General features: G+C 64.8%; 7 protein-coding genes. 4 read left to right on the top strand and 3 right to left on the bottom strand.

The features are described from left to right. Window positions 1-582, top strand: a 582-nt coding sequence (locus RLO07_RS14630) for a 5'/3'-nucleotidase SurE (RefSeq protein ID WP_462292872.1), incomplete at its 5' end; no start/stop codon positions are given. Here RLO07_RS14630 and RLO07_RS14625 read toward each other — a convergent pair. Continuing rightward, a complete protein-coding gene (locus tag RLO07_RS14625) occupies window positions 583-858 on the bottom strand; it encodes an acylphosphatase (RefSeq protein ID WP_462292871.1) in 276 nt (91 codons plus the stop codon). 92 nt (window positions 859-950) lie between these two features. Between RLO07_RS14625 and RLO07_RS14620 the strand changes: the two genes are divergently transcribed. Genes RLO07_RS14620 through RLO07_RS14610 form a run of 3 tightly spaced genes read left to right on the top strand, consistent with a single transcriptional unit; the run spans window position 951 to window position 3,653 of the window. Further along, window positions 951-1,577 carry a chorismate--pyruvate lyase family protein gene (locus RLO07_RS14620; RefSeq protein WP_462292870.1) on the top strand — a complete coding sequence of 209 codons (627 nt, stop codon included), beginning with the start codon at window positions 951-953 and terminating at the stop codon, window positions 1,575-1,577. Between the two features lie 32 nt (window positions 1,578-1,609). Continuing rightward, on the top strand, window positions 1,610-2,479 hold the full coding sequence (gene ubiA, locus RLO07_RS14615) for a 4-hydroxybenzoate octaprenyltransferase (RefSeq protein WP_462292869.1): 870 nt from the start codon (window positions 1,610-1,612) through the stop codon (window positions 2,477-2,479). 7 nt (window positions 2,480-2,486) lie between these two features. After that, window positions 2,487-3,653 (top strand): GNAT family N-acetyltransferase, encoded by a 1,167-nt coding sequence (locus tag RLO07_RS14610; protein WP_462292868.1) that lies wholly within the window; start codon window positions 2,487-2,489, stop codon window positions 3,651-3,653. A gap of 16 nt (window positions 3,654-3,669) precedes the next feature. On the opposite strand, the gene RLO07_RS14605 is transcribed toward RLO07_RS14610, so the two are convergent. Continuing rightward, window positions 3,670-5,133, bottom strand: coding sequence for a flavin-containing monooxygenase (locus RLO07_RS14605; RefSeq protein WP_462292867.1), 1,464 nt, complete (start codon window positions 5,131-5,133; stop codon window positions 3,670-3,672). Window positions 5,134-5,175: 42 nt separating this feature from the next. Beyond that, window positions 5,176-5,955 carry a peroxide stress protein YaaA gene (gene yaaA / locus RLO07_RS14600; protein WP_462292866.1) on the bottom strand — a complete coding sequence of 260 codons (780 nt, stop codon included), beginning with the start codon at window positions 5,953-5,955 and terminating at the stop codon, window positions 5,176-5,178. Between the last annotated feature and the right edge of the window lie 45 nt (window positions 5,956-6,000).

The following is a 6,000-nucleotide window of genomic DNA, read 5'->3' as shown; positions in this document are numbered from 1 at the left end:
CTCCGCGATGCGCCGCCGGATATCGTGATCAGCGGCAGCAATTTCGGCCAGAACCTGGGCCGCGCCGGCGCCCACCAGTCCGGGACGGTGAATGCGGCCCTGCAGTCGGCCTTCCTGGGCTATCCGGCCATCGCCATCAGCGTCGGCATACGCTTCGATGAGTTCGATGCCAGGCCACACCGCTTTCCCTCCACCATCGCCACCTTCGGGCCGACGGCGAAACTGCTCGTCGCCATGCTGGAGCAGCTGCATCAGGCCAGTCCAGAGCAGCTGCTGCCGGCGGGGCTGGCGCTGAACGTCAACGTGCCGGCGGGCTGGCAACCCGAGCGCGGCCTGCGCCTGGCACCACTGTCCAGCGCCAGCCACGTTGACATGCACTGGCGGGTCGGTGAACGACCCTTCGGCGAGGACGGGGGCGAGCTGCTGATCGATGCGGTGGTCGGTGGTCACGGCCAGGCGGGCGACGATGCGCACCTGTTCGACCTGGGATATGCCACGGTTACGCCCATCGACGGCAGCGCCGACACCTGGGTACCGGTGCCCGGCCTGGCCGGCGCACTGGAGTACCGCCCGGACAACTGATCAGCGCCGTATTGCAAATCCCGCCAGCGGCTGCAACGGTGCCGGTGTGGCCTCCACTGCAGTCACCCTGGCCCGGTCCGGGCCCTGCCAGAGCCAGTCCTCCAGCTGCTGCAGGGCTTCCGCGGTGCCATTGGCGAGCAATTCGACACTGCCGTCCGGGCAGTTGCGCACCCAGCCGTTCAGCCCCAGTGCCTGCGCCCGGGCCTGGGTGCTGGCCCGGAAAAAGACACCCTGCACCTTGCCACTGACCCGAAAATGCCTGGCTGTCGTCCTCATCGCTTATACACCTTCCTGTTCAAGCATACTCTTGCATGCGGGCAAGTCCTGGCGCATGCTCCCGCCTTTGACCAACCCGAGAGACCCGCGTTGTGCCCGCCAACCCGCCGGCAAGCGGCGACCGCGACCCCCGCTGGCGCCCCGAGCAACAGTTTACCGCCCTTGAGCTGCCCGCGGCAGGGCGCCGCTGGCTGCTGGACAATGCTTCGTTGACCGCCCGCCTGATTGCACTGGATGCCGGCGAGTTCAGCGTCCACCGCCTGTATCAGGGCTGGCAGGTGCCGCTGCCCTCGGAGCAAGCGCTGCTGCAGGTTCCGCCGCGGCAGCGCGCCCTGGTGCGGGAAGTATTGCTGCAGCTGGATGAACGCGCGGTGGTGTTCGCCCGCAGCGTGTTTCCGATCAGCAGTCTGAGCGGTGAACTGGCGCACCTGCGGAAACTGCAGAACCGCTCCCTGGGCGCCATCCTGTTCCGCTTTCCGGCCATGCAGCGCAGCCCCTTCGAGCTGGCCTGGATCACGGGCGACAGCGCCTACATGGCGCCCTGGATACAGCAGCAGGAGGATGCCTGGGCGCGCCGCTCCTGTTTTGATATCGGCGGCAAGCGCCTGCTGGTGAGCGAAGTATTCCTGCAGGGCTTTACACCCTGGGAGGCCGCACTGCCGGTACACCGCAGCCAGCGCGGCAAGGTCAGCGCTGCAATTGGAGGCGTAAAGCAGTAAGCTTGCAGCTTGTTCCCGGACCGCTCCCGATCATGCCCCAACGCGTCAACATCGCCGCCCTGCTCCAGCTCATGCGCTTCGACAAGCCGATCGGCACCCTGCTGCTGCTGTGGCCGACCCTGTGGGCCCTGTGGATCGCCGCCGGTGGCGTGCCGGAAGCGAGACTGCTGGTGATCTTTGTGCTCGGGACCTTTCTGATGCGCTCCGCCGGTTGCATCGTCAATGACCTCGCGGACCGACACTGGGACGGCGACGTCGAGCGTACCCGAACCCGTCCGCTGGTGACCGGCGAGGCCACGGTGACCCAGGCCCGCGTGCTGTTCGTGCTGCTCTGCCTGGCGGCCTTCGGCCTGGTCCTGCTGACCAATACCCTCACCATACTCCTGTCCGTGGGCGGCCTGCTGCTCGCGTCCACCTACCCGTTCATGAAGCGGTTCACCTACTGGCCCCAGATAGTCCTGGGGGCGGCGTTCTCCTGGGCCATCCCCATGGCCTTTGCCGCCCAGCTGGGCGAGCTGCCCAGCGCCCTGTGGCTGCTGTACATCGCCAACCTGCTGTGGACCATGGTGTTTGATACCCAGTATGCGATGGTGGACCGGGATGACGATCTCCGGGTCGGTATCAAGTCCACCGCCATACTGTTTGGCGAGGCGGACCGCCCGGTACTGGCGGCAATGCAGCTGCTGTGCCTGCTGGCCCTGGTCCTCGCCGGCCAGCGCTTCGGCCTGGGCGGTATCTATTATCTCAGTCTGGTTGCTGTGGCGCTGCTGTTCGGTTATCACCAGTACCTGGTTCGCAGCCGCGACCGGGATGCCTGCTTCCGGGCGTTCCGCCACAACAACTGGGTGGGACTGGTCATTTTCATGGGAATAGCCCTGCACTACGTCTTTAACGGTTCCTGACGAGCTCATGACCGCACACGATGCCGCGGGTGTGCCCGTCGCCGAATTCATCGATTCCCTCGCCGCAGTCAGCGCCAGCGAGTGGGATGCGGTCGCGGCCACCGACTACCCGTTCCTGCGCCACGCCTTCCTGCTGGGCATGGAGGAAACTGCCTGCACTACCGCCGCGACCGGCTGGCAGCCCTGTCACCTGCTGCTGCGCCGGGAGGGGAAGCTGGTGGCGCTGCTGCCTCTATACCTGAAGTCCCACTCCTACGGCGAATATGTCTTCGACTGGTCCTGGGCGGATGCCTGGCAGCGCAGTGGCCTGAACTACTACCCCAAGTTGGTATCGGCGATTCCCTTCACTCCCGCTACCGGGCCGCGCCTGTGTGTGGCCGCGGGCGAGGACAGCAACGCCCTGTGGGATTGCGCCCTGACCGCCATCCTCAGGTTTGCGGGTACCCGGGGGCTTTCCTCCTGGCACCTGTTGTTTCCCGAGGAGGACACCTCCGCCCGCCTGCTCGCTGCCGGGCTGCCCCAGCGCATGACCACCCAGTTCCACTGGTTCAACGAGGGCTACCACAGCTTTGACGACTTCCTCGGCACCTTCGCCAGCCGCAAGCGCAAGAACCTGCGCCGGGAGCGGGAGCGGGTCGGCCAGCAGGGCCTGCGGCTGCAGCTGCTGCGGGGTGCCGAGATCACCCCGGCACACTGGCAGCAGTTTCACCGCTTCTACCAGCTCACCTACGCCAAACGCAGCGGCCACGGCGGCTACCTGACCCGGGACTTCTTCCTGCAGACCGCTCCATCCTTGGGGGACCAGACGATCATGGTGGTTGCAGAACACGCGGGGCGGGCGGTGGCCGCGGCCCTCTACTTTCGCTCTGACAGCACCCTGTTCGGGCGCTACTGGGGCTGTATCGAGGACTTCGACTGCCTGCACTTCGAAGCCTGCTATTACCAGGGTATCGAGTACTGCATTCGCGAGGGCCTGCAGCGCTTCGACCCCGGTGCGCAGGGCGAACACAAGATCCAGCGGGGCTTCCGCCCGGTGCAGACCTTTTCCAATCACTGGATCGCCGATCCGCAGCTGGCGGCGGCGGTAGCCGATTTTACCCGCCGCGAGCGACCGCACATTGAGGCCTACCGCCAGGAGGCGGCCACCCTGCTGCCCTTCCGCCAGGACAGCTGAACACCACGCGGCGGCGTCAGCGCATGTCGAAATCGGCGAAGTCCGGCGAGCGCATGTGCCACCAGTAATACAGCGTCGACCGGGGCCAGTTGTTGACCACCTTGCCGGCGGCATTCTTGTACCAGCTGTCGCAATTGGCCACCCACACCGTTCCGGCCAGTTCACCCTGCAGGTGATCGTTATAGGCGCGCATGACCGCGGGATTCACTTCCAGGGACCGCAGCTCGTGGGCCAGCAGCTTGTCGATACAGGCGGCCACGTAGTTCACCTGCTGTTCAACCATGAAGATGATGGAATTGCTGCCCAGGTTGGTATTCGGGCCATAGAGCATGAACAGGTTGGGGAAGCCGGCGACGCAGACGCCGCGATAAGCCTCGGCGCCATCGGCCCAGGCTTGCTCGAGACTGCGTCCGCCAGCGCCGGTGAAGTTCACCCCCGACAGCATTGCCGAGGTATTGAAGCCGGTGCCGTAGATAATGACATCCACCGGTCGCGCCTGGCCGTCCTCCGCGACCACCCCCTGTTCATCAATGGCGACGATCGGCGAGGTCACAAGTTCCACATTGTCACGGGCAAAGGCCTGATAATAGTCGTCGGCGAACAAAATCCGTTTGCAGCCCACCGGATAGTCCGGGGTCAGCTTGTGGCGCAGCCCCGGATCCTGGATATGTTCCTCCAGATGCTGCCGGGCCCATTTTTCCCACAACGGCCGCAATAGCCGGCTGTTGCGCAGCACCGGGTAAAACAGCAGCTCTACACGAATGTAGACTCCCGCCCGATGCAGTTTCTGCAGCCAGGGCCAGCGCGCGAAGCGGCGCTTCTGGGCTTCGCTGTAGTGGCTGTCGTTGCGCTTGACCACATAGTTGGCGCTGCGCTGATAGACGTGCAGCCGTGCCGCCTGTGCAGCGACATGGGGAATGAACTGCAGGGCACTGGCGGCATTGCCGATCACCGCCACCCGCTTGCCGGTGAGGTCGAGATCGTGGCGCCAGCGCGCGGAGTGAAAGGACTCACCGTGAAAAGTTTCCGCACCGGGAATCGGTGGTATATGGGGCAGATTGAGCTGGCCGAGGCCGCTGACCAACGCCTTGCTGCGCAACTGGTCACCGGATTCCAGGGTCACTTCCCACTCGCCGGCGCTGTCGTCGAACCGCGCCGAGCGCACCGCGGTCGACAGCCGCAGGCGATCGCGCACACCGTACTTGTCGGCACAGTGCTCGAAATAGGCGCGGATTTCATCGTGCGGGGAGTACTTCCGGGACCAGTTCGGATTGGGCTCGAAGGAGTAGCTGTAGAGTACCGAGGGAACATCGCAGCAGGCACCGGGATAGGTATTGTCGTACCAGGTGCCGCCTACGCCCGCGGACTTCTCCAGGATGAGGAAATCGTTGATGCCCAGGGCCTGCAGGCGAATGCCCATGCACAGGCCGGACATGCCCGCGCCAATGATGATGACCTGGTGGGTCGTTGTATTACTCATGCCGTGTCCTTGTTATCGTTGTGTGGGACGCCGGGCCGCCCCTCAGGCGGTGGGTGCCTTGCGGGTAAATACCGGCTCCCGGGGGCCGGATTCGCGGCGATTGTACCGATAGCCGTCGACGCTGAAATCCAGCAGACCCTCCGCATCGTTGATTCGATTGTCGATGATGAACCGCGCCATCTGGCCCCGCGCCTTCTTGGCGTAGAAGCTGATGACCTTGTACTTGCCGTTCTTCAGGTCGCGGAACTGCGGGGCAATGATGTCGGCATCCAGCGCCCGCGGCTGCACCGCCTTGTAATACTCGTTGGAGGCGAGATTGACCAGTATGCGGCTGCCGCTCTTGCCGAGTTCGGCGTTGATGGCCCGGGTAATGTCCTCACCCCAGAACTGGTACAGGTTATTGCCGCCGCGGTTGGCAAATTTCAGCCCCATTTCCAGGCGATAGGGCTGCATGAGATCCAGCGGCCGCAGCAGGCCATACAGGCCGGAGAGGATGCGCAGATGCTGCTGGGCAAAATCCAGCCCTGCCTTGCCGAGGGTATCGGCGTCGAGGCCGGTATAGACGTCCCCCCTGAAGGCGAGCACAGCCTGCTTGGCGTTGTCCAGATTGAAAGGTGTGGTCCAGTTGTGGAAGCGGCGATGGTTGAGCTCGGCAATGCCCTCGCTCACGCCCATGAGTTCGCGGATGGCGCCCGGATCCAGTTTGCGGGCGTCCTCCACCAGCGCCGTGGACTGCTCCAGGAAACGGGGCTGGGTACTCCTGCGGGTCGTGGGTGGCGTATCAAAGTCCAGCGTCTTCGCCGGCGAAATCAGTGTCAGCATGGAATCGTGTCCGTCGTGGGAAGTATCAGGTCGGCCGGGCCGCGC

The sequence above is a fragment of the Haliea sp. genome (assembly GCF_040221975.1).
Classification (GTDB): Bacteria; Pseudomonadota; Gammaproteobacteria; order Pseudomonadales; family Halieaceae; genus Haliea.
Note: the sequence above shows the minus strand (reverse complement) of the source record. Positions and strands in the feature narration are given on the sequence as shown.

Bases quoted from the DNA above. Each gene is read 5' to 3' on its own strand.
- RLO07_RS14605 (WP_462292867.1), bottom strand. From the start codon at position 5,133: ATGAGTAATACAACGACCCACCAGGTCATCATCATTGGCGCGGGCATG.
- RLO07_RS14610 (WP_462292868.1), top strand. From the start codon at position 2,487: ATGACCGCACACGATGCCGCGGGTGTGCCCGTCGCCGAATTCATCGAT.
- ubiA (WP_462292869.1), top strand. From the start codon at position 1,610: ATGCCCCAACGCGTCAACATCGCCGCCCTGCTCCAGCTCATGCGCTTC.
- yaaA (WP_462292866.1), bottom strand. From the start codon at position 5,955: ATGCTGACACTGATTTCGCCGGCGAAGACGCTGGACTTTGATACGCCA.
- RLO07_RS14625 (WP_462292871.1), bottom strand. From the start codon at position 858: ATGAGGACGACAGCCAGGCATTTTCGGGTCAGTGGCAAGGTGCAGGGT.